The sequence below is a fragment of the Bizionia gelidisalsuginis genome, assembly GCF_008086185.1.
Taxonomy (GTDB): Bacteria; Bacteroidota; Bacteroidia; order Flavobacteriales; family Flavobacteriaceae; genus Bizionia; species Bizionia saleffrena.
This window is the reverse complement of the sequence record NZ_VSKN01000010.1, coordinates 57335-81945: the sequence shown is the minus strand read 5'-3', so window position 1 is coordinate 81945 and position 24611 is coordinate 57335. Positions and strand designations below refer to the sequence as shown.

Here is a 24611-nt window from a genome sequence, read left to right as displayed (position 1 = left end):
AGAACATCTCATTAATTAATTTAATTTTAACAAAGGGGTTTACTATACCTAATAGAGTCGTATTATAAGGCCAGATTTTTAGTCGTCAGTTTTTACTTTTAAGTGTACCAGATCTACTTTAGTATTAGAAACTTCAATGATTTTAAACTGAAAATTATCAATCGTAACAATATCATTTTGATGGGGAATTTCTTCTGTATAATCCAAAATTAATCCGCCTAGAGTTTCATAATTCTCACCTTCAGGAAGATGAAGCTTAAAATGTTCGTTTAGGTAATCGACTTCCAAACGTGCAGAAAACACAAAGTTATGGTCGTCAATCTTTTCTTCGGTTAATACTGCTGTATCGTGTTCGTCTTCAATTTCACCCAATAGCTCTTCAACAATATCCTCGACAGTTAATATTCCTGAAGTCCCACCGTATTCATCCAGAACAACAGCCATACTTTTTCTTTTCTTAATAAGAATGTTTAAAATATCGTTGATGAGCATTGTTTCTGGAACAAATTTCACAGAAAGCAACATCGCCTGTATGGTTTGTGGCTTTTTAAAGAGTTCGAAAGCGTGCACATATCCTACAATATCGTCAATCGTTTCTTTATAGACTAATATTTTTGAACATCCCGTTTGTACAAACAAGTTATTTAAATTGTCTACAGAATCGTTAATTTCAACCGCAATAATTTCGGTTCTAGGCACCATTACTTCACGTGCTTTAACATCGGCAAACTCTAGTGCTTTTTGAAAAATCTGGATTTCGCTATCGATGATGTCGTGTTCTTCCACAGATTCCATTTGCTCGCTAATATAATTTCCTAATTCCACTTTTGTAAAAGCTAATTGTACAATGTCACCCTCCGTTTTAAAGAATTTACGCAACACAAAATCTGAAATCCATAACACAAAATCTGAAATCCAAGAAAACAGCGTATAAAAAATATAGGCAGGAAAAGCGAGTACCTTAATAAAGGTATTGGCATAAATCTGAAAAAACACTTTCGGAAGAAATTCTGCTGTAAATAAGATTAATAGTGTCGATAAAACAGTTTGTGTTAACAAGCTTAAATCGGTAAGCAGATAGTTAGCGAATACATTGGTGGTTGGTAACATAGACTGAAACCACGCCACTAACAAATCGCCCATAAAAAACCCATATAGAACCAGTGCTATATTATTACCAATAAGCATAGCGGCAATAAACTTAGACGGTTTTGCGGTTAATCGTTTTAAAATGGTTGCTAGAAAACCACCTTGTTTTTTTTCAATTTCTATATGGATTTTATTAGCCGAAACATAGGCGATCTCCATTCCTGAAAAAAAAGCAGAAAGCAATAAGGCAATAATTATTATTGTAATAATAATGGTGGTAGACATCTATTTTTTATTGTCTTTATTATCGATCTTTTCATTAAATCTCTGCCTAAAGAAAAACATAAATATCGCTAAAGCTCCCAACAACAGGGAAGAATACGATCTTGATTGTTCCACTCCCCAATTAGAAAAGGCGTCGTATAAAAACAAGACAGCAAATACTAAGTAAGAGTATTGAAAGATTTTAAACAATTTCATTATAATCAATTTTAAAGTAAAGGTAAGAAAAATAAGTGGTTAAAAACACTTATTCTAGAACAGCAAATTGCCCACTAATTTCTAGAACTTCGGCTTTGGTAAAGTCTTTGTCTGAATCGAAGCCGCTACCGTGCGTTATGTAGTCTGCAGACTTATAAGTTACAGGAAGATTGGTAAACACCCACTCCTTGGTTTGGTCGAAATACAGTTGCTCTGCAAATAACGTATCGTTTTGTGCTGTAGCAACAACAACATTGCCTTGCAGATCGATAAGATCGGTACCTTCGTAACGAATTGCATAATCGGCAACTATAGTGCTTTTCTGCTGGTTGGCATCGTAAACATAAAGCGTTACGCCGTCTGGGAACTCAGAGTATCCAAATTTACGATTTCCAAAATCTAACATTTTCGGGCTCACCAAATTGGCAACAACACGTCCGGAATCGGTTCGCCTTGCATTTATATTTTCGGCAACTCCCAAGGGTTCGTTATCGGAAACTCCGATTTTTTTAACCTCTTGAAAATTATTTTTACACGAAAAAAACAGAGTCATAGCAACTGCTATGACTCCGTATTTAATAGTATGTAATAAAGGTAACTTCATTATATATTTGGAACCGTTACTGTTCTCTGAATCCAACATCCAATTGTTATAGATTTTCCGGCATTTCCTGCATTAAAAATCTCTGTATTAGAGGGCGCTAAACCTTCATATCTCGCCGCTGTATTAGAACTTCCTGCTTTTCGCGCTTCTGCAGCTGCTAACCAAAATACTGCTCTTTGAGAGAAGTTATCGGTACCACAGTTTTTAGCACTACTTGAGTACATTCCTGCTATTTGTAAGTGCGGACTCTTATCTGATGGGTTGGCATTTACAGCATTCATGTAATACGTTCTTGCTTGACCGTAGTTACCAACTGCTTTTAATTTAATTGCAATTTTCTTGTATAATTTAGCTTTCTTGAAATTGTCTGTTTCTAAACTAATTGCTTGCTCATAGTATCCACGAGCTTCGCTAGACTTACCTTCTTTATCTTTTAAGATTCCTAAGTAGTATGCAGAGTTTGCCGACGGACTTAAGTCGTGGTATGCGTTTACTAATTTAAAGAATAACGGGTCGCTAGTACATTCTTTAGCAGACATTCTACCAGCAGCTCTTTGCAACCACGTCGCATTTGCTTTGTTAGCTTCGAAACTTTTTTCGTATAATGGAATTAAGTTTTCACAGTTTGCTCTGTTTCCTAACTCAGAATCTACACTTCCAGAAATTTGATCGAAAGCCGATAATACAGAAGTATAATACCTTTGGTACTGTCCTTCTTTTTTAGTTAAGGCCGCTCCTGCTTCTTCTTTAGTTACAATTTTATTTAAACCAACAGACGCTTTTTCAACTTCAAATTCAATTTTCTCAACAACATCATCGTACTTATCAAATAACTCTTGTGCCGTTTTTTTATCCGTATCATATAAATTTACCATTAATTTAAAGTACACGTATAAACTCTTTGGGTTTTCAAACGTTTCTTTATCCGCAGTAAAGGCAGCATCAAAACAACTGTATAATTGGTCGTCTGTTAAACCTAGCTCTGTTTTATAATCGTATTTTAACTGACATTGTTTAGAGTCATATTCCCCTTTCGGCGTTTCATTTGCAAAGTTCAAAGCTCTTTCGTCCCATAATTTAACTAGGTCGTTTATAAAAGCTACTTGTTCTACTCCTGTAGTATTATCAATCTTATCTTTAAGAATTTTTTCTCCAAATACATAAATGGCCTTATTGTATTTAGGGCATTCTTGTCTCAATTCCATAAACGGTTTATAAGCCGTCTCATAGTTTTTCGATCTTGCATATTCGACCATTATAGAAAGCTTGTTTCTACACGCTTCCTCGTTTTGACCAAAACTAACGTTTAGTCCTAAAAATAATACTGCAATTAATACTGTGATCTTCGTTTTCATAGTTCTATTTTAATACTTTGTTAGTCATACTTGTTTTTTACAAACCATCTATCGTTTAACGATAAACTAAGGTTGAAATTAACAAAATTCTCTTGAATTAGGTTAGCGTCGGTTGTACCACGTTGTCCTATCTCGAATCCTAGATTGGCATTAGAGAATAAGTTTCCAACTGGTACACCTACTCCAAAAGATATGCCAAACTCTTTTATAGATTGGTCACTAACATTTAAACCGGTGTTCTCAAATCGTACCCCAGCCCTGTAGACCACGCGGTTCCAATAACTTGAGAAAGAATTATAATCGGGAATAAAAAAACCACCAAGAGACACTCGAGATGCATTTTCGAAACGTACTGTTTCGGTTCCACTTGAATTTTCGTAAGTATATAACGGATTTGAAAAGTCACTCGTTTTTTGAAATTCATACTCTACACCAGCAAACCACTTTCTAGGCTCTCCTAGACCGGCTCCAAAAGTGAGTTTTGTTGGTAGTTTTAATTCTGTTTCTAAAAGCCCTGACCCTTCTAAATCGGCATCTAGAGTATTAACAGAATATTCATTACCATCATTTCCTAGTATAATACTAGCAAATGTACGTTCGTTATTAGAGGTTAAATTAGCAGAAGGCGTATATGTAAACGACGATTGTAATTCTAATTTATCGCTAATCATTGTTTGATAGTGCAGACCAAAATTAAAATTTAATCCGCTTAATTCAGATCTATTACTTTCTCGAGATTGCGATTGCAGTAATTCGCCTTCATCATTATACCTAAAAAGCACCGTACTATTTTCTATACTTCCAAAATTATAACTGGCGTCTACACCAACGCTTAATCCATCGGTAATTTGATAACCCGCACCTAAAAATGCTTTATTTAAGCCTCCTTTACCTTGAAAACGAGTATCCATTTGCCCATCTGCGCGGTTATTTTCTAGTTTATACCCTACCGAAGTAAAAGGCATTAAACCCACTCCGAAACCAAATCTACCCACAGGAATAGACAATGCTAAATAATCGAAGGTTGATGTTTTTACCTTAGACTCCCCAGAGTTACTTTCTAAGTTTGTTGAAGTATGACTACCTCCCACCGTAAATGTTACGGGTCTATTTTCACCATTATAAGGAATAAGTCCTAAGTTTTTCCCCGCATAACTAGCTGGATTTCTTAAATTGATATGTACGCTATCTTTGTAAACACTCAGTCCTCCCATACTCCTGTTCTCGACAGTTCCTTTAAACTTAAGGCTTCCAATACCATAAAATGAATACGGTGATTGCGTGCCTTCTTGGGCGTAACTTTGAATTGCAAATAGCGCAATAAAAACTAATACAAGTTTTTTTATCATTAGTTTGTGTTAAATTGTAAAATAAAATTCAATCCTTCTAAAAGGTGATTTGAGTTCGCAAATATGCTACTTTTTAATTGTTTAGACAACATTTTCGTGTCTCCTCCTGTTAAAATAACTGTTAAATCTCCATATTTTTTTCTGTAAGTCTGAATAGCTCCTTCAATTTCGAACACAACACCATTAAACACACCAGAGTGTATCCCTTGTTCTGTTGAATTACCAATTAAACCGTCAGGTACTTTAGAAGATAATAACGGTAATTTTGCAGTTTGATTATGCAGCGCTTTATACCGCATTCTCAATCCTGGTGAAATGGCACCCCCATAATATTCGTTATCCCCAGTAATAAAATCGTAAGTAATACAGGTTCCAGCATCTATTATCAATACGTTTTTATTCGCGTATTTTTCTACGCAAGAACAAACCAAAGCAATCCTATCTATTCCTAATGTTTTTGGTGTGCTGTATAAATTTTTAAAAGGCAATACCGTATTATGATCTAAAAATAAAAGCTGAAAGTCCTTTTTTAGCGTTTCGAAACTGTTTTTATCTAGTTTTCCTACCGAAGAAACGATGGCTTTCTCTATATTTTCATATTTTTTCTGAATTTCTTCAATTTTTTTAAAAATATTTTCAGCATCCGTCTGAATTCTAAACACCATTTTATTACCCTCAAAAACAGCCACTTTAGCTTGCGTATTACCGATATCAATAATTAAATTCATAGTATAAATTGATGAAATACAAACTTACAAAACGAAATTTTATAAAAATTGTTTTGTAGATATTAAAATAGCTCTTATATTTGCAACCGCAATTAGCGCTGGTGCCTTAGCTCAGTTGGTAGAGCAAAGGACTGAAAATCCTTGTGTCCCTGGTTCGATTCCTGGAGGCACCACCATAAAACCCCGAAAACTTATGTTTTCGGGGTTTTTTAATTTTATCTCATTTGTAATTTGCTACTATTGCTTTTAGAGCATTCCTAAAAGTCTTTCCTTTTAATTTTAATAAAAATTATAAAAGAAAACACTAATTGCGTTAATCTTTATAGAGATAACGCTAATTGTAGTAGATTTACTAACTTACTTTTGACCTTTGGATACAACAGAAAACATAGAAACTCAGCCCCCTAAAAAAAGAAAACACCGTATTGTACGCCGCACGCTGAGCGTACTCTTGGGTGTTATTCTCTTATTGTTATTGGTTATTTTATTTATAAGAAGCCCCTGGGGACAAAATATTATTGTAGCTAAAGCGGTAGACTATGTCTCTAACAAAACCAATACAAACGTCGTAATCGATAAGCTTTTTATCACTTTTAATGGTAATATTCAACTAGAGGGTTTGTTTTTAGAAGACAAAAAAGGCGACACTTTGGTTTATTCAAAGTCACTTGAAGCAGACGTGCCATTATTCTCCATTATAAAAGGCGGAGCCATTGGTGTCGAACAATTAAACTGGAAAGGTTTACGCGCCAACATTATAAGAAAAGATTCTATTTCTGGTTATAACTTTCAGTTTTTAATTGATGCGTTTGCCCCAGCAGATACCACAAACGTTGCCGCAGACACGACTGCTTCGAAACCCCTTGACCTCATTTTAGGAACCTTCAACTTTAAAGATATCGATATTGTTTTTGATGACGCCGTCGCTGGAATTGATAGCCGATTTAAAATTGGAAAGTTCGATGCTACGATGAACACTACAAATATGGAGATGATGGTTTTCGAAGCTTCAAATATTGCGTTGAAAGACGCAAAGATCAAATTTATTCAGAAACCTGTAGCAGCAGACACAACGACGTCAAAGATACCATTACCTAAATTTTCAGTTGAAACTCTAAGTCTTCAAAATGTGACGGCTTATTACGAATCACAACCCGATCGCATCATTGCTGATCTTGATATTGATGAATTTTACACCGAAATCCCTCAAATAAATTTAATCGATAACGACATTAATTTTAAAACTATTCGTTTAAAAAATTCAAAAATCCGTATTCATACGGATACTGAAGTTAACGGACTTACAGAAACGGTAAAAAACACCAAAGAGCAAGCGAAAGCAACTATAAAATCGCTTAATTGTCCACAATTATTAGTCACTATTGACGCCATCGATTTAGAAAACAACGCTGTCGATTACCGCGTTGGTAATGCCAAACCCATCAAAAACAGCTTAAATCTAGATGCTATATCGTTAAGCGAGTTTACTTTAAAAGCTTCAGATGTTTTCTTGAAGGATAAAAAAGCGGGCTTACAAATGAATCAGTTTACTAGCAAAGCATTTTCTGGGCTTCATTTAAAACAATTGGCTTTCAACTTAAACGTTACCGACAAACAACTGCATCTTGAAAATTTCAATTTTAAACTTAATAATAATGCTATTTCGGGATTTGCGAATTTAAACTACACCTCCCTTGCTCAGCTTATAAAAACTCCAGAAACCACTAAAGTTCAACTTGATTTGCCAGCTTTTAGCGTCTCATTAAAAGACATCTTTAAACTTCAGCCAGAACTTAGAAAGAATCCCTATATGGATTCACTCAGCAATAAACTAATTACAGGAAACCTAAAAGCTTCTGGAACTTTAGCTGCAATTAAGGTGTCTAATACCTACGTAAATTGGGGTAAAATGACTAAGATTTCTATAAACGGAATCATAAATAATAGCACAAAACCAGCATTGCTTTATATTGATATCCCCAATTTTTCAGCACAAACAAAGCGTTCTGATATTATTCAATTTATAGACGAGAAAGAATTAAGTGTTAGTTTGCCCGAAGACGTGCTACTCGTTGGAAGTGTAAAAGGTACACGCGATGCTATTGAAGCGCAAGCTAAACTAACATCCAATCAAGGAATTGCAACGATTAAAGGCCATTTTAAAAACACCGATACTGTATCTTTCGATGCCGATATCCTTATTGACGATTACAAAGTTAACGAGTTACTTAACGACCCACAATTTGGTGCTTTAAATCTTACTATAACGGCTTCTGGAAGCGGTAACAATATAAATGCATTAAACGCGAAATTAAACGCTACGGTTTCTAGTTTTCAACTTAATAATTATGACATAAAAAACCTTAATATTAATGGAGACATTAAAGACGGAAAAGGTAAAATAAACTCGAAATATAAAGACAAAAACCTCGACATCGCCTTAGATGCAGCTATAGTTTTAGATTCTATTTCTCCGGAAGCGTCTATAGAATTAGACATTATTGGTGCCGATTTACAAGCGCTTGGCGTAATGGATCGCAATGTAAAAACGGGAATGAAAATTTTCGCAGACTTTAAAGGTAATGGTAGTAATTACGACGTGTCTACTCACATTGATAATGGCGTAGTTATTTACGATAATAGAACGTATTTATTAGGAGACTTAAAGGCTAAGGCACACGTAGATAAAGATACAACTTCGGTTTGGGTTACTAACAAGATGCTTAATTTGGTAGTGCAGTCTAATAGCGATCCGCAAACATTTAGCAACTCTCTACGACGCCACGTTTTAAGTTATTTTTATGACGATGAACGTGCGCCAGATACTATCGCGCGACCTGTAAACTTAAAATTGGAAGGACGCATTTCTGAATCACCTTTACTTAACGATGTGTTTTTAGTTAACATTAAAGACCTTGATACTATTGATGTATCTGTTAACTACAATGAAAAAGCGCGGATTTTAATAGCGAATATTACAGCACCACATATAAATTATAGCGGAAACAAATTAGATAGTTTGGCTTTTTCTATGATGACAGATAAAAATGACTTTAACTTTAATTTAGGGTTTAAAAGTATTGAAGCAGGCCCATTACTAATGCCAAAAACAGTTATTAATGGTAACCAAACCGACAACGGCTTTTTGCTTAATTTTTTAGGCTACCACGACGGTGAAACGTTATTAAATGTAAATACAAAAATAACAACCTATCCAAAAGGATTACGATTTACGGTAAGTCCGGACAGCTTAATTTTAAATAAACAGAAGTGGACGATTCCTGATAGTAATGAAGTGATTATCACCGATAAAAAGTTTGAGTACAACGATTTTAAAATTTCGAGAGGAAACCAGTCTATCGAAATAACAGATAAATTAGAACGCATTTCTAAAAGTCACATGGCGATTGCTTTTAAAAACTTTAGTATTAGTGAATTTTTTAGCTATTTCAACCCTGAAACTAGTATTGCTAAAGGAAATTTAAATGGTGATTTTATTTTGGAGGAGCCTTTTAAAGATACCGGAATTATTGCCGCTTTAACCATTGATCAATTAGAAGTCTTAAAAACAGACCTGGGTGTTTTAAAACTAGACGCCAAATCTCTTGGTGGGAGCAACTACGATTTTAATGCGGGATTAAAAGGTGGAGATATAGACTTAGATCTTACCGGTGATTATGGAGTGACTAATAAATCAGCGAATTTAAATTTAGATTTGGATATAAACACTTTTAAAATGAAAGCGTTAAACACGCTAACCTTAGGTGAAATAAAAGATACAGAAGGTAGTTTTTCTGGAGGTTTTAAAGTTACAGGCACCACCGCTAACCCGCAATATAAAGGGGCAGTAACTTTTAATGATGCTGGCTTTAACATCGCCAAATTAAACACCAAATTCACACTGGTTAACGAAACATTAAAGGTGGATAACAAAGGATTATCGCTGTCTAATTTCACCATTTTAGACGCCAATAAAAATGCGCTGATATTATCAGGAACTATTGGCACAGAGAATGCTTTAAACCCTACGTTTAACTTAGAGGTTAAAGCCAATAATTTTCAAATTTTAAATGCGACGAAAAAAGACAATACCGCTTTTTATGGTAAAGCAAGCTGTAATGCCAATGCAAGACTGACTGGCGATTTACAAATACCAAAATTAAACGCGGAACTAACTTTGGGATCCGATACCGATATTACCTACGTAATGCCTTCTACATTATCAAATATTGAAGAACGCGACGGCGTCGTGGTATTTGTAAACCGTGAAAACCCAGATGCTATTCTTTCTCAAACTGACGAACAAACAGCAACCATTCGAGGTTTCGATATTTCATCCGTATTAAAAATAGGTAAAGATGCCGCCGTTACTATTGTAATCGATGAAGAAACTGGAGATAATTTTAAAGTTTCAGGAGAAGGTGATTTTATTTTCACAATGACACCTAACGGCCGAATAACGCTAACCGGTGGCTATGAAATTTCCAGTGGTCATTACGAATTAAATCTCTACAATCTAGTAAACAGAAAATTCCTAATCGCGCCGGGAAGTCGCGTAACATGGTCTGGAGATCCTTTTGATGCAAAACTAGATGTTAGAGCAATCTATAACATAGAAACCTCAGCATCAGCTTTAATGGCTCCTCAAATTTCGGGCGCAGATCCTTCAGTAAAAAGCAAGTACCGACAAGTGCTACCGTTTAATGTGTACCTAAATATTGATGGAGAATTACTTCAGCCTAAAATATCCTTTGGATTAGATATGCCCGAAGAACAACAAGGTGCTATTGGCGGTCAAGTTTATGGTCGCGTGCAGCAAGTTAATCAGCAAGAAGGCGAATTAAACCGTCAAGTATTTTCACTATTGGTTCTCAATCGTTTTTATCCCGATTCTGGAAGTGATGGTAGCTCGGGAGGTTTTGCAACTATTGCCCGCGATAATCTCAACGATGCCGTATCTGGACAGTTAAATGCGTTTTCAGATAAATTATTAGGGAGTTCGGGTATAGAAGTCGATTTCGGATTAAACAGCTATACCGATTACCAAGGTGATGCACCAACCGATCGCACACAGTTGGATATCGCCGCTCAGAAAAAATTATTTAACGATCGCTTAACCGTTCGCGTGGGTAGCGATATCGATCTTCAAGGCAGTAGCCCGGCAGGAGAAGAAGCGCCACTTATTGGAAATGTAAGTTTAGAATACACATTAACCGAAGATGGTAGATACCGCCTTAAAGGGTTTAGAAAAAGTGAATTTGAAAATGTTATCGACGGGCAAACAATTGTTAGTGGAATTGGCTTAATTTTCACTCAAGAATTCAATCAGTTTAACGAACTTTGGGATGCCATATTCCGTTCTCGTCAAGAACAAAAAGAAAAACGCGACGCTAAACGTGACGCCATGAAGGAAAAGTTAAAAGCGAAAGAAGAAAAAATTAATAAAAGTATCGAACAGAAAAAGAACTAAATCTTGAAAACAGTCTTAAAACATATTTCTTGCGTAGCTTTATTTGCGCTCCTCTTATATTCGTGTAGTGTTAAAAAATACATTCCTGAAGGTGAACGTTTGTATACCGGTGCAACTATAGAGATCAACGCCGATTCTACGATTAAAGATGTCGATGTATTAAAATCGGAACTAGAAGGTGTTCTACGCCCAGAACCAAACTCAAAATTCTTAGGTATGCGTCCTGGTTTGTTTTATTACTACAAGACACAAAAAGAAAAACCTGGCTTTATAAATCGCTGGATATACAAACAAATTGGTGAAAAACCGGTATATCAATCGGATGTAAAAACGTTTGAAGTTGAAGATATATTAAGAAACCGACTAGAAAATCACGGCTTTTTTTACAGCACGACAGCGTCCTATTTTCAAGAAGAAGCCATTGAAGCATCGGTAACCTACACCCTAAAAGTATTAAAACCATACACAATGGCTAGCTATCAATTAGATTCGATGCGGGCGCCTATATACGAAGATGTAAAACGCGCTACAGAAAAAACACCCTTTGTAGATGGAATGCGTTTCGATTTAGGGAATATGAAATTAGAGCGGCAGCGTATAGACTCAGAATTAAAAGAAAGAGGATATTATAACTTAAATTCCGATTTTTTTATTTTTGAAGCCGATACCACGCAATACAACAACAAACGTTTTAATTTATTCCTAAAACTGAAGGCCCAAGTTCCTAAAAAAGCCACCGTACCATACGTCATTAAAAAAGTAAATATTTATCCCGATTACGATTTGCAAGATTCTGTTATCGCCAGCACAGAACGTTTCAATGCTAAAGATTATCATCAAGATTCTCTGTTCTTTAAACCTAAATATTTAGATAAATTTATCACTCTTAAAGAAGGATCTTATTACAATCCGAAGACCTCAAAAAATACAGCACGACGTCTTTCGAGCATTGGAGCGTACAAATATGTAAACATTCAATATAAAGAAATCGACACGGCAACCACAGACCGATTGGGTGCTTTAGAGGCCAACATATTTTTGTCACCGTTAACCAAACGTGCTTTTCGCGCCGAATTACAAGCCGTTACCAAATCCAACAGTTTTGCTGGCCCACATTTGGCCCTAACCTATAGTAATAGGAATGTGTTTAACGGCGGGGAAACCTTTAATGTAAGTTCTAATATTGGCTACGAAACACAACTTGCAAGCGGTAACAACGCCGGGTTAAGTAGTTTAGAGTTAGGTTTAAAAGCCGAAATGATTTTTCCGCGCGTTATTAGCCCTTTTAAAATAAACGATGCCTTTTTTAAATATTCTATACCCAAAACAAAAGTGAGTCTGAGTGCCAATTACTTAAACCGAAGCAAGTTATACACACTACTTTCGGGTAGCGGTTTATTTGGTTATGTATGGGACTCTAACCGCTATGTAACGTATCAATTTAATCCCATTTCTATAAACTACACGAGCTTATCGAATACCACATCAGAGTTTGAAGAGATCTTAGATAACAACCCCTTTTTAAAACGCAGTTTCGACCAACAGTTTATATCGGGCTTAACCTTTTCGTTTACTTATAACGGAATGGTCGATGCTAACGACCCTAATCAGTTTTTCGTAAACACCACCTTAGACGTTGCCGGAAATTCTATTAGCTTGTTCGGAAAAGAAAAAGATGTGGGAGAACCTAAAGTCTTTTTAGGATTGCAATATGCGCAATACGCGAAAGCAGATATCGATTTAAGATTTCACCTAAACTTTGGAAAAAAAAGAGAGCAAACGTTGGCCACTCGCCTATTTGCAGGTTATGGTCTCCCATATGGCAACTCGGATGTTGTTCCTTTCGTTAAACAATATTTTTCTGGTGGCCCTTATAGTGTGCGTGCTTTTAGAATTAGATCGCTAGGCCCTGGAACGTATAACGAAGGTAACGACGCTCAAAGCGACGGCACATATTTTGACCAAACAGGAAACATTCGCCTGGAAGCCAATGTCGAATATCGCTTTCCTATTGTTTCTTTCTTTAAAGGCGCCGTTTTTGCCGATGCGGGAAATGTGTGGAATTCAAGAGCGAATCCTACTTTTGGTGGTAAAGATAAATTCACTTCGAATTTTATAAACGAATTAGGAATGGGTGCTGGTGTTGGTTTACGTATCGATGTTCAAGGTTTTGTGATCCGATTTGATTTGGCTGCTCCCTTTCACGATCCGTCGTTACCAGAAGGCCAACGTTACGATTTTAAAGTGGATGAACCTGTGCTCAATTTTGCTATTGGGTATTCATTTTAAACCTGTGTTTCTCAGCACTTTTTTATAGTCACTACAGAAGTTCTTTCAGTAGACTACCCCTTTAAAACAACACTAAAATGAAAAACTACCTTTTCATTTTAATTTATTAGGGACTACTGAAGCTTCACTTAAACCGTCCCACCAGAAAAAGAAACATTATAAACCTTTTTTCTGTTAAGTATTATTTATCTTTTCGACATATAATTACTCGATACAACGCTTTCAATTAAAACACACCGATCACAATGCAAAAAACATATTACGACCCAGCCGATTTAAAGAAATTTGGAAAAATTAGCGAATGGAATCAAGAACTAGGTGATAAATTTTTTGATTATTACAGTACCGTTTTTGAAGAAGGCGCCCTTTCAGCTAGAGAGAAATCGCTTATTGCACTTGCCGTAGCACATACCGAGCAATGCCCCTATTGTATAGACGCGTACACAAAAGACGGCTTACAACGCGGTATTACAAAAGAAGAGATGATGGAAGCCTTGCACGTTGGTGCTGCCATAAAAAGTGGTGCTACTTTAGTACACGGGGTACAAATGATGAATAAAGTAAACAAATTAGAAATGTAATTATTGCTTTTTTTAAAACCACTATTTAAAAATTTACGTAAACACTATACACGATAAAAAACCCTTTTAATGACAATAAAATCCTTACAAAAAAGAGAAAGTGATTTAGCCAATACCAACAGGCAACTTGATATTTTATCGAATGGTATTTTTAAGAGTGGAGAATTACCGACTTTTAAAGATAAAATTTCCGAAACGAATCAATTTCCACTAACGCCAAAAAAACTTGAAATACTCCAAATAAACTTAGGGTATATGTGCAACCAAGTTTGCGAACATTGTCATGTAGATGCCGGACCCGATCGTAAGGAAATTATGACGCGTGAGACGATGTTGCAATGTCTTGCTGTTATAGAAAATACGGGAGCACACACTTTAGACTTAACTGGTGGCGCTCCAGAAATGAACCCCGATTTTAAGTGGTTTGTTCACGAAGCGTCGAAAGCGGGGATTAAAGATTTTATTGTGCGCTCTAACTTGACTATAATTAGAGCCAATAAAAAATATTACGACTTACCCGATTTCTTCAAAGAACATAATGTGCACGTTATTTCCTCAATGCCACATTACACTCGCGGCAAAACCGATAAACAACGTGGTAGCGGTGTTTTCGATAAATCTGTTAAAGCCTTACAAGAACTTAACGAAAGAGGTTACGGTAGGCCGGGAAGTAACTTGCGATTAGATTTAGTTTACAATCCTTCGGGAGCCTATTTACCAGGTGATCAGGACGCTCTAGAAAAGGATTTCAAAAAAGCCTTAAAAGAAGATTTCGATATTGATTTTCATAATTTATTTGCCATTACCAACTTGCCTATCGCTCGTTTTTTAGACTATTTAATCGCCTCAGAAAATTACGAGGACTATATGCATTCGCTTGTGGAAGCCTACAATCCAGCAGCGGTTAGCAGTGTAATGTGTACTAATACTATTTCGATTAGTTGGGACGGCTGGCTGTACGATTGCGACTTTAACCAAATGCTAGATTTAAAAGTGGCGAGTAAAGTGCAACATATTAGTGAGTATAACGAAGACTTATTAAATGATAGAACCATTAGAACCTCACAACATTGTTATGGTTGCACGGCGGGATCAGGAAGTAGCTGTCAAGGATCTGTAGCATAATTTTATAACGTTTATTTTTTAACTCATTTTATTTGATTGCTTTAATTTACAATGAAGAATAAAGACATTGCCCTATTAATTTTCGCGAATTCGGTCCCAACGGAAGCCGAACGCAAACCTTTTAAATCGGCGGTGTCTCTTTTTAGCATCTTAAATAAACAGGTGGAATCTAAAGTTATAAATACCGGAATCCCTTATTTTATAATCTCAGAAAAAGAGCAGATTGGCAACTCTTTTGGGTCTCGGTTTACAAATGCAATTCAATCCGTTTTTAATAAAGGCTTTCGTAATATTATTACAATTGGTAATGACACGCCACATTTAAAAACAGCCCATTTAAATGAAACTATTGCTAAGTTAAAGACAAACGATTTAGTTTTAGGACCTTCCCAAGATGGCGGATTTTATCTTATGGGCCTTTCTAAACATATTTTTAATGACAAAGCTTTTAAAAAACTGCCGTGGCAAACGGCAGCGCTAACAACAACGTTTTTAAAGTTAGCTTCAGAAAAAAATATTACTTTCGACCTCTTAGAAAGACTTTACGATATTGATACTTCTCAGGATATAAAAGCTATTATAAATAGCTTCAAAAGTCTTTCAAAAACACTTAAACAATTTCTTTTAAATAGTATAAATACCGACGAGCAAACTACTCTTCAACGTCATCTACCTTTCCCTTCCGTGTCACTTTCCTCCTATTTTAATAAAGGTTCTCCTCTGTACTTAGAATAAAATCACGCAACGTTGTTGCTCACTGTTACTTTTTTTACGTACTAATCACATTCAATATGAGGCCTTTTTATGTCTGCATTTTACTTTTAACGACCACTTTAAGCTATGCACAAACAAAAATTTCTGGAACAATAACCGCCGCAACAGATAATGAAACGATTCCGTTTGTAACGATTACGGCATCGAATGGAAATAGCACAAGTTCCAACGAAAACGGGGAATATACTATTACCGCTTCAGAGGAAGACTTCTTGACATTTTCGTCGTTCGGTTTCGAATCAAAAAACATCACTGTAAACACTCAAATCAATATTGATGCCGTTCTAACAGAATCCACAACCTCTTTAAATGAAGTCGTTGTCACCGCGCTGGGTTTAGAGCGCAACACAAAAGAATTGGGCTATGCTGTGCAATCGATTAATTCTAAAGAACTAACTGAGGTTAAAACCATAAATTTTTTGGACAACTTATCAGGTAAACTTGCAGGTGTCACCATTTCTCAAGGAGCCACTGGCGTGGGCTCATCGTCTAAAATCACGATTCGTGGCGAAGCCTCTTTTTCTAATAACAATCCGTTATTTGTTGTCGACGGTATCCCTATTAACAACGCTACCGTTTTTAATTTTACAAATGAAGCGGCGGCAGGTTTTCAAGAAATAGATTTCGGTAATGGTGCAATGGACGTCAATGCCGATGATATCGAAGAAATATCCGTTTTAAAAGGCCCCAGTGCAGCGGCTCTTTATGGCTCGAGAGCATCGAACGGGGTGATTGTTATTAAAACCAAAAGCGGAAAACAATCTAAAGGACTAGGAATTAGCATAAATACTTCAGTGTTTATAGACTTGGCATTTAAACTTCCTGAATTTCAAAATAGCTACGGACAAGGGAATTCTGGAAATTTCGAATTTAAGGATGGACTTGGTGGCGGCATCAATGACGGTATTACGTATTCCTGGGGGCCACGGCTTGATGCTGGCGTATTTGCGCCCCAATACGATAGCCCCGTATATTTAGAGAATGGCACTGTAGTTCGTGGTGGTGATACCGCGCTTTATAACGGCGTAGCGATTACCCCTACAGCACTAAAATCGAACCCCGATAACTTAAAAGATTTTTACAAAACAGGAATTACAACCATAAATAACATCGCTATTTCGGATGATTTTGATGCCGGAAATTACCGCTTATCATTCACCGATTTACGCAGTGAATCTATTATTCCCGGTGTAAATATCGACCGACAAACGGTGGCTACAAAACTTATTTTTAAACCAACGGAAAATACCAAAATTGCGTCTTCCATTACTTATACCAACACGTCTAGCGATAACCGCCCTGCAAATGGTTACGGCAGTGAAAATGTAAATTACTCGTTAGTGGCTTGGGGTCCACGATCACTAAACACGAACAATTTAAAAAACTATTGGCAGCCCGGTCTAGAAGGTGTCCAGCAGTATTCTTATAATTATACCTATTTCGATAATCCGTATTTCATTGTATTCGAAAACAGAAACGCTTTCAATCGTGATCGTGTGTTTGGAAACCTTTCCATTCAGCATCAATTTTCAGAACAACTCAGTCTTTCTGTAAGAACAGGAATGGATTATTCCTCAGAAAAGCGCACGTTACGTAGAGCCTTCTCTAGCAATCGGTTTAAAAACGGAGCGTATGCCGAACACGATGTGTTTTTTAGAGAAATCAATACCGATTTCCTTCTGAATTATAACAATTCCTTTGGCTATTTTAATCTAGATGTTTCTCTTGGAGGCAACAGATTGGATCAAAAAGCGTCGACCACCCAATCCCAAACCGTAAATTTAGCGCAACCTGGAATTTTTAATTTGAATAATGCCGCATCGCCAATTGAAGTTTTTCAATACGATTCTCAAAAAAGAATAAATTCATTTTACAGTCTCGCCAAATTAGGCTTTAAAAACTATTTGTATTTGGACATTACAGCGCGCAACGACTGGTCGAGCGCATTGGCAACACCATATTCGGTAAACGGAACTTCGTTTTTTTACCCTTCGGCTTCTGCTAGTTTTATTCTGTCTAATGTTACAAAATTACCCAAAATATTTTCTTTCGCAAAATTTCGTGCTAGTGTCGCGCAAGTCGGAAACGATACCAATGCGTATCAAACCTCGGGAGCCTTTGTATCGCAAACACCATTTAACGGACAGCCCACATTTAGCAATCAAAACCTGATTCCGAATGCTAATTTAAAGCCAGAAAGCACGACGTCTTATGAAATTGGAACCGATTTACGCTTTTTTAACGATCGCATAAAGTTCGACGTCACCTATTATAATGCCACAACCACCGACCAGATCGTGTCGTTACCCATTCCTATTTCCTCAGGTTACCAACAGCAAGTGGTTAACGGCGGAAAAGTAAATAGCAAAGGTTTTGAAGTTATTGCCACTTTCAAACCTATTAAAACCTATTCATTTTCCTGGAATAGCACGTTTAATTTTGCCACTAATAAAGCGACCGTACAAGAACTCCCGCAAAATGGTGGACGATTAACATTGGCGTACAGCCGTATTTACGATAGCGCCAACCAAACCGTTTGGTTTCAAGTGGAAGAAGGCGGCCGGATTGGAGATTTTTATGGTACTGGATATTTAAAAAATGAAGATGGCCAGTTTATCATTGACGAAAATGGAAATTATACCGCCGATAACGCACTTCAAAAACTCGGGAATTATAATCCCGATTTTACGTTAGGTTGGAACAATGCTTTTACTTATAAAAATTGGAATGCTAGTTTTCTTTTCGATTGGCGTCAAGGTGGAGAAATCGTCTCAAGAACACGTTCCTTAGGTTCGGTGGGCGGGCAATTGGCCGTTACCGAGTATAGACCTGAAGATGGAATTATCGCTGAAGGCGTGACGGCAAACGGACAACCAAATACTGTTGCCATTTCTTCTGAAAGTTATTACCGACAGTATTACGATAGAAACCACGAAGAAAACAATGTTTATGATGCGTCATATTTAAAACTTCGTCAGTTTTCTATTGGTTATGCGTTTACACTAGACAATGGTTTTTTAGGTCTAAAAGAAGGCGGAGACGTCTCGGTTTCTTTAATTGGTAAAAACATATTTGCTATTACTGAAAACCCCCACTCCGACCCCGAACAATTAGCCGTTCAAGGCACCGGCTTTATTAGTGGTGTAGAAGATATGAGCTATGCCACAACGCGTAGTTTTGGAATAAAAGCCAATTTAAATTTCTAAAAATGAAAACAATGAAAAAAGCACAATTATTTTTAAGTTGTTTCGCGCTGCTAGTTTTAAGCAGTTGCACCAAAGATTTCGACACGATTAACACCAACCCAAACGCACCAAATACTGTACAACCTAGCTTACTTTTAAGGCAGGTAATTTACGATTATGGCGAGCAAATGAGTTATGAAGGTTTTGTTGCAGGTGATTTACTCGCGCAACACCGCACCGCTCTAGATTTTAATTTATTCGATCGTCACGCTTTAAAATCACCACAACTCGGTGGGAATCCGTGGCCTATTTTTTATACCAATTTGAGAGATAATCAAATTATTTTAAATCAATCGCGCAGCACGCCGACCTATTCTGTTTACGAAGGCCCAGCACTTATATTGAAAGCGTATTTCACCGCCGGATTAACCGATTTATTTGGAGATGTACCGTATTTTGAAGCGTTTAATGGGGGTAATGGCACCGTCACTCCAGCTTACGACACCCAAGAAGCTATTTATTTAGAACCTGGTGGTATTTTAGATAATTTAGATCGCGGTATGGAAGCTATTTCCAATTACAACGCCGCGATTCCTTTGGAAGGTGATATTTTATTCGACGGTAATTTAAACCGATGGATTCAATTCGCAAACGCGTTAAAGATTAAACACCTCATCCGGATTTCAGATAAAATTGATGTTTCTCAAGAGTTGCAAGCACTATATACGGAAGGTAATTATATCGCTTCAAATGCTGATAATGCCACTTTTAATTTCACAAACACAGACCCTAACAGCTTCCGATTAGCACAATTACGCATTGGAGATTTTAATAATTTCGTTTTATCGGAAACAATGGAAGACATTTTAAGCGCTTTAAACGATTCAAGAGTAAACACCTTTTTTAAACCGTTTAGCAATTCAACTTCAAACGTATTTAACGGTTTAATTAATGGTATCGACGCCTCTTCGACGTCTGTAGAATTGGGCAATTACTCCTTAGCAGGTGCTGCTTTTAGAGACGACACCTCAGTATTAGACGCTAATTTTATTACGGCTTGGGAAGTCCATTTCGCATTAGCAGAAGCCGCCGATAAGGGCTTAATTCAAGCCAATGCTCAAGAACTTTACGAGCTGGGCGTACAACAAGCTTTCGCCTATTGGCAAACGGAAATGCCTACTGATTACTTATTGGGAAATGCCGCTTTTTCCGCTCCGGAAACAACACCTTTACAACAAATAATAACCCAAAAATGGATTGCAAACCTTATCAATGGTTATGAAGGCTGGGTGGAATACAGACGTTCAGGTTTTCCTGAGTTTAATCCTATTTCGGCAAGTCTAAATAATGATTTAATACCGATAAGAATGCCTTATCCTGCCGAAGAAGCCGCGCTAAATGCAGAAAACTATAATGAGGCAGCAAATGCGACAAATAATAACAGTATAAATATCCCCGTTTGGTGGGACGAGAATTAACGTATGACAACAGAAATTTGGCAATGGATTTTAATAATAGGTTCCAGTATACTACTGTTTATTATTTCTCCTTTAGCAAAAACAAGATCTGAATTTTTTAAAGCGACACACAAAAAGAAATCTCCCAATGTTTTTATACTTACAGGGAGTTTAATTATCTCTTGGATTTTCGCGAAAAGCATTACCAATGCAGCAAACTTAGGCCTAGAATTTGGTCTTGTGGGCGGTGTGGCTTATGCCGGTTATTATTTAAGCTTTACTGTCGCCGGCCTACTTATTTATCAGTTGCGCGTAAAAGGCGGTTTTAAAAGTATTCATCAGTTTTTAACGACTAAATTTGGTAAACGCGCTGTCGCACTTTTCTCTATTTTAATTGTAATTCGTTTATTTAATGAGGTTTGGAGTAACACTATGGTTATTGGTTCGTATTTTGGCGCGCATGGTTCAACACCATTTTACAGCGCTATTTTAGTGTTTACTATATTAACCTTAGCCTATGCCTTGAAAGGAGGTTTAAGTAGTTCTATTTTTACCGATGTCATCCAGATGGGTTTATTCACTGTTCTATTATGCGTTATTTTATGGCAGATATTTTCAGTAGAAAACTTTCATACTACTACTGTTATAGAATCAGGAACCTGGAGTTTTAGTATGGGATTAAACTTGTTTTTCGCAGCAATTATTCAATCTTTTAGTTACCCGTTTCACGATCCCGTTTTAACGGATCGTGCTTTTATTAGCTCGCCGAAAGTAACTTTAAAAAGTTTTCTGTGGGCAACACTATTGGGCGCTATTAGTATTATTCTGTTTAGCGTTATCGGCATTTACGCTAAAACCCAAGGACTAAACGGCCAAGCGGCAGTAGAAGTTGGTAAAGCTTTTGGCGTGGTTATTTTATTAGTAATAAATTTTATAATGATTACCTCGGCGGCTTCTACTTTAGATTCTACATTCTCATCATTCTCGAAATTATTATCTGTAGATTTAAATATGGGACTAGACCTTACTTTTGGTCGCGCATCTATGGTCGCGATTGCCATTTTAGGAACGCTTCCTGTTTTTTTAAATGCCGAAATTCTTTCAGCAACCACAATTTCTGGAACAATGGTGATTGGGTTAACACCAATCTTTCTATTTTGGTCTATTGAAGTCCCAAAAATAAGTTTTTACCTCAGCGTTATTTGTGGAATAGTTTTTGGGTTTCTATTAGTGTTTAATTGGTTTCCCGATGCCTTAATTTTTACTGACGGTAAGTATGCCGATTTACTTTGGGTGAATGCCTGGGGAATTACATTTTGTATTATTTTATATTTTATACCAAAATGGATAACAAAACGATAGATTTAGGAAAACGCACTGGTAAAATGCTCCTTTTTGGAGGTGTTTACAGTAATCTTCAAGCTTTAGAAGCATTAAAAACGATTGCCGAAGATTTAAGCATCTCTCCTGAAAACTGCATCTGCACTGGCGATATTGTGGGCTATTGCGCTCAACCAGAAGAAACCGTACAATTAATGAAACACTGGGGCGCTAAAAGTATTTTGGGCAACGTAGAAGAGCAACTTATTGAAGGCGCAAATGATTGCGGTTGCGATTTCACCGAAGGCTCACGGTGCGACAGTTTTTCAAAATTGTGGTATCCGTATGCGCAAAGTAAATTATCGAAAGACTCTTTGGACTATCTAAAAACACTACCCGATTTTTTAACTTTTGACTACGCTGGTAAAAAAACAACAGTCGTACACGGATCGACTTCGTTAATTTCAGAATTTATTTTTAAATCGACTGTATGGGAATTTAAAAAACCACATTTTGAAGCTACCGAAAGTGATATTATTATTGCAGGACATTGCGGACTCCCTTTTAACGAGACTAAAGACACAAAGCTCTGGCTTAACCCTGGTGTTATCGGGATGCCGGCAAACGACGGTTCTCCAAATGTTTGGTATGCTATTTTAGAAGAAAAAAATAACGCACTCACCTTCAGCCATCATCCATTAGAATACGATTATAAATTAACAAATACGTTAATGAGTAACGGCATTTTACCAGAAGCTTACGCGAAGACAATTCTGTCTGGAATTTGGGATAACACCGAAATCCTTCCGCAGAAAGAAAGTGCAATGCAAGGTTTAACTTTAGTTTTATAAATTATGAAAAACAGTCTTTTAATACTATTATTACTATCAAATGTATTCGTGTTTTCGCAAGAGGCACTTTCCGAAGTATTACTAAAACATAATACGCATAGCATCCCTTATATATCGGTTCAAGAGTTAGCAATGCCTGCAACGAAAGCGATAATTATAGATGCAAGAGAACCGGATGAATTTGCGGTGAGTCATATAAAAAACGCCATTCACGTGGGGTTTAATGATTTTAAAGTGGAAGACCTTCAACAAAAAATAACGAATAGAAATCAAGCTATCGTTGTGTATTGTTCTCTAGGAATTCGCTCTGAGACAATTGGCGAAAAACTAAAAAAGGCGGGATATAATAATGTTAAGAATTTATATGGCGGTATTTTCGAATGGAAAAACAACAACTTTGAACTTTATAATACTTTAGAAAAACGAACCGATAGTATTCACGCCTTTAACGAATCGTGGAGTACCTATTTAAAAAATGGTATAAAAGTGTATAACGCCCCAATAAAATTAAATCTTAAAAAAAACACATCCTTTTGAAAACCAAGACTATCATTATTACCTTTACAAGAAATCCCGAATTAGGAAAGTGTAAAACCCGATTAGCAAAAACTATTGGCGATGCAGCGGCATTGCGCGTGTACCGGTTTTTAATAGCACACACCGAATCTGTTTTAAGTCAAATTGAGAGCGACAAAGCGGTATATTACTCAGAACAAATTAGGGATAATGATATTTGGGAGGCCAAACACTATCAAAAACACCTGCAAAAAGGTGCCGACTTAGGCGTACGAATGTTAAACGCTTTCGAAAACGCTTTTAAAGCTAATTATTTGAAAGTTATTATTGTGGGAAGCGACTTATATAACCTTAAGCCTTCGCATATTAACGACGCTCTTTTGGCACTCGATACAAATGACGCCGTAATTGGACCGGCAGAAGATGGCGGTTATTACCTTTTAGGCCTAAAAACACTGAACCCGATAGTGTTTAAAAATAAAGAATGGGGAACAGAAACGGTGTTTAGAGACACTATGATCGATTTAAAAAATAGCAGTGTGCACACTTTAGAAACATTAAATGATATAGATGTTTATGAAGACTTGGTGTACAATTCAACATTACAAAATATTATAGCACAAAATGATTAAACAGATTGAAAAAACGGTTGCTTATTTACAAGAACGCGGTTTTAAAGCGCCAGAAGTTGGTATTATTCTAGGCACTGGTTTAGGGCAGTTAGTTGATGAGATTGAAATTATTGAAGAAGTAAGCTACAAGAATATCCCTAATTTCCCAACGGCCACTGTAGAGTTTCATAAAGGGAAATTAATTTATGGTAACTTAGAAGGTAAGAAAGTGATTGTAATGCAAGGCCGCTTTCATTTATACGAAGGACACACGTTACAAGATGTCACCTACCCTGTGCGTATTATGGAAAAATTAGGTATTACAACATTATTGGTTTCTAATGCTTCGGGAGCAATTAACACCACTTATAAAAAAGGTGAGCTAATGCTAATAGACGACCATATAAACCTTCAAGGGAGTTCGCCTTTAGCGTTTAAAGGTGTTGAAGCTTTAGGAGAACGTTTTACAGATATGAGTGCGCCTTACAATAAAAACATAAATTCAGCGATCGAAACCATTGCAAAAGAACAGAACATCACACTGCATAAGGGTGTATATGCAAGTGTTGTTGGTCCGCAATTAGAAACACGAGCAGAATATAGAATGCTAAAAATTATGGGTGCCGATGCCGTTGGAATGAGTACTGTTCCAGAAATTATTGTTGCCAATCATTTAAAATTAAAAACAGCTGCCGTATCTGTATTAACAGACGAGTGCGATCCAGACCATTTAAAACCAGTAGATATTTCAGAAATTATTGCAATGGCAGAGAAAGCCGAACCGCAAATGATTTCTCTTTTTAAAGCATTGATTAAAACATTATAAA

The 24611-nt window shown here is 36.6% G+C and carries 17 protein-coding genes and 1 tRNA gene; 13 read left to right on the top strand and 5 right to left on the bottom strand.

The features are described 5' to 3' along the window. Nucleotides 1-78 precede the first annotated feature (78 nt). From ES677_RS09100 to ES677_RS09075, 5 genes are all read right to left on the bottom strand, one after another. A complete protein-coding gene (locus tag ES677_RS09100; RefSeq protein WP_148368454.1) occupies nucleotides 79-1374 on the bottom strand; it encodes a hemolysin family protein in 1296 nt (431 codons plus the stop codon). Between the two features lie 244 nt (nucleotides 1375-1618). Continuing rightward, complete coding sequence (gene lptC, locus ES677_RS09090) at nucleotides 1619-2173, bottom strand: LPS export ABC transporter periplasmic protein LptC (protein WP_148368456.1); 555 nt, start codon at nucleotides 2171-2173, stop codon at nucleotides 1619-1621. After that, entirely contained in the window at nucleotides 2173-3528 is a 1356-nt protein-coding gene (locus tag ES677_RS09085) for a hypothetical protein (RefSeq protein WP_148368457.1), read from the bottom strand. The genes lptC and ES677_RS09085 overlap by 1 nt, the downstream gene beginning before the upstream one ends. A gap of 20 nt (nucleotides 3529-3548) precedes the next feature. After that, entirely contained in the window at nucleotides 3549-4877 is a 1329-nt protein-coding gene (locus ES677_RS09080; RefSeq protein WP_148368458.1) for a hypothetical protein, read from the bottom strand. After that, nucleotides 4877-5605 carry a type III pantothenate kinase gene (locus ES677_RS09075; protein ID WP_148381073.1) on the bottom strand — a complete coding sequence of 243 codons (729 nt, stop codon included), beginning with the start codon at nucleotides 5603-5605 and terminating at the stop codon, nucleotides 4877-4879. Before ES677_RS09075 ends, ES677_RS09080 begins: the two co-directional genes overlap by 1 nt. Nucleotides 5606-5705: 100 nt before the next feature. On the opposite strand from ES677_RS09075, the gene ES677_RS09070 reads away from it, so the two are divergent. The 13 genes from ES677_RS09070 (at nucleotide 5706) to ES677_RS09010 (ending at nucleotide 24610) form a co-directional block, all read left to right on the top strand. Further along, nucleotides 5706-5781: transfer RNA gene (locus tag ES677_RS09070), tRNA-Phe, on the top strand. Between the two features lie 194 nt (nucleotides 5782-5975). Further along, nucleotides 5976-11075 (top strand): translocation/assembly module TamB domain-containing protein, encoded by a 5100-nt coding sequence (locus ES677_RS09065; protein WP_246124417.1) that lies wholly within the window; start codon nucleotides 5976-5978, stop codon nucleotides 11073-11075. Nucleotides 11076-11078: 3 nt separating this feature from the next. Continuing rightward, entirely contained in the window at nucleotides 11079-13364 is a 2286-nt protein-coding gene (tamL, locus tag ES677_RS09060) for a translocation and assembly module lipoprotein TamL (protein ID WP_148381072.1), read from the top strand. Nucleotides 13365-13609: 245 nt separating this feature from the next. Further along, nucleotides 13610-13945, top strand: coding sequence for an arsenosugar biosynthesis-associated peroxidase-like protein (locus ES677_RS09055; protein ID WP_148368475.1), 336 nt, complete (start codon nucleotides 13610-13612; stop codon nucleotides 13943-13945). A 69-nt stretch (nucleotides 13946-14014) separates the two neighbouring features. Further along, on the top strand, nucleotides 14015-15070 hold the full coding sequence (arsS, locus tag ES677_RS09050; RefSeq protein ID WP_148368476.1) for an arsenosugar biosynthesis radical SAM (seleno)protein ArsS: 1056 nt from the start codon (nucleotides 14015-14017) through the stop codon (nucleotides 15068-15070). Nucleotides 15071-15121: 51 nt separating this feature from the next. After that, the gene (locus tag ES677_RS09045; protein ID WP_148368477.1) at nucleotides 15122-15805 is read left to right on the top strand and encodes a TIGR04282 family arsenosugar biosynthesis glycosyltransferase; all 684 of its coding nucleotides are present in this window, start codon (nucleotides 15122-15124) and stop codon (nucleotides 15803-15805) included. A gap of 56 nt (nucleotides 15806-15861) precedes the next feature. After that, nucleotides 15862-19050 (top strand): SusC/RagA family TonB-linked outer membrane protein, encoded by a 3189-nt coding sequence (locus ES677_RS09040; RefSeq protein ID WP_148381071.1) that lies wholly within the window; start codon nucleotides 15862-15864, stop codon nucleotides 19048-19050. 11 nt (nucleotides 19051-19061) lie between these two features. Then, nucleotides 19062-20507 (top strand): SusD/RagB family nutrient-binding outer membrane lipoprotein, encoded by a 1446-nt coding sequence (locus ES677_RS09035; RefSeq protein WP_246124416.1) that lies wholly within the window; start codon nucleotides 19062-19064, stop codon nucleotides 20505-20507. 3 nt (nucleotides 20508-20510) lie between these two features. Beyond that, nucleotides 20511-21848, top strand: coding sequence for an SLC5/6 family protein (locus ES677_RS09030; RefSeq protein ID WP_148381069.1), 1338 nt, complete (start codon nucleotides 20511-20513; stop codon nucleotides 21846-21848). Continuing rightward, the gene (locus ES677_RS09025; protein WP_148381068.1) at nucleotides 21830-22657 is read left to right on the top strand and encodes a metallophosphoesterase family protein; all 828 of its coding nucleotides are present in this window, start codon (nucleotides 21830-21832) and stop codon (nucleotides 22655-22657) included. The genes ES677_RS09030 and ES677_RS09025 overlap by 19 nt, the downstream gene beginning before the upstream one ends. 3 nt (nucleotides 22658-22660) lie before the next feature. Then, nucleotides 22661-23194, top strand: a complete 534-nt coding sequence (locus ES677_RS09020) for a rhodanese-like domain-containing protein (RefSeq protein WP_148368482.1) — start codon at nucleotides 22661-22663, stop codon at nucleotides 23192-23194. Further along, nucleotides 23191-23805 (top strand): TIGR04282 family arsenosugar biosynthesis glycosyltransferase, encoded by a 615-nt coding sequence (locus ES677_RS09015; protein WP_148368483.1) that lies wholly within the window; start codon nucleotides 23191-23193, stop codon nucleotides 23803-23805. Before ES677_RS09020 ends, ES677_RS09015 begins: the two co-directional genes overlap by 4 nt. After that, on the top strand, nucleotides 23798-24610 hold the full coding sequence (locus ES677_RS09010) for a purine-nucleoside phosphorylase (protein ID WP_148368484.1): 813 nt from the start codon (nucleotides 23798-23800) through the stop codon (nucleotides 24608-24610). Before ES677_RS09015 ends, ES677_RS09010 begins: the two co-directional genes overlap by 8 nt. Nucleotide 24611 lies beyond the last annotated feature (1 nt).